The organism is Pseudomonas sp. 05N434 (assembly GCF_056396965.1).
Genome location: NZ_JBFTMK010001155.1, coordinates 1 through 428, shown reverse-complemented (window position 1 = coordinate 428; position 428 = coordinate 1). Strand labels below are relative to the sequence as shown.

Genomic DNA, 428 nt, shown 5'->3' with positions numbered 1-428 from the left:
ACCGGGAATTGGGCGTCGACTTCGACGCACCGACGCCGGTGTCCAATCGCGCGCCTTTCGATAACGCGGCCTGCGAAGTGATCGAAGAGTTTTGTCCCGAAGTAGTGAGTTTTCACTTCGGCCTGCCGGAAAAATCGCTGCTGGATCGGGTAAAAGCCACCGGGGCGAAAGTTCTCTCCTCAGTGACTACGGTCGAAGAAGCCATCTGGCTGGAGCAGCATGGCTGCGATGCGATCATTGCGATGGGTTACGAGGCTGGCGGCCACCGGGGCATGTTCCTCAGTGATGACTTGAGCAGCCAGGTGGGTACTTTCGCGCTGGTGCCGCAGGTCGTTGATGCGGTGAAAGTGCCAGTCATTGCGGCGGGCGGGATTAGCGATGCGCGTGGCGTCGCAGCGGCTTTCATGCTGGGCGCATCGGCGGTTCAG

1 protein-coding gene is annotated in these 428 nt (G+C 60.5%); it reads left to right on the top strand.

Annotated elements, in window-relative coordinates; genetic code table 11:
• Positions 1-428 (top strand): NAD(P)H-dependent flavin oxidoreductase (locus tag AC1DLB_RS32205; RefSeq protein WP_477786561.1); only part of this gene is annotated, 428 nt, incomplete at both ends.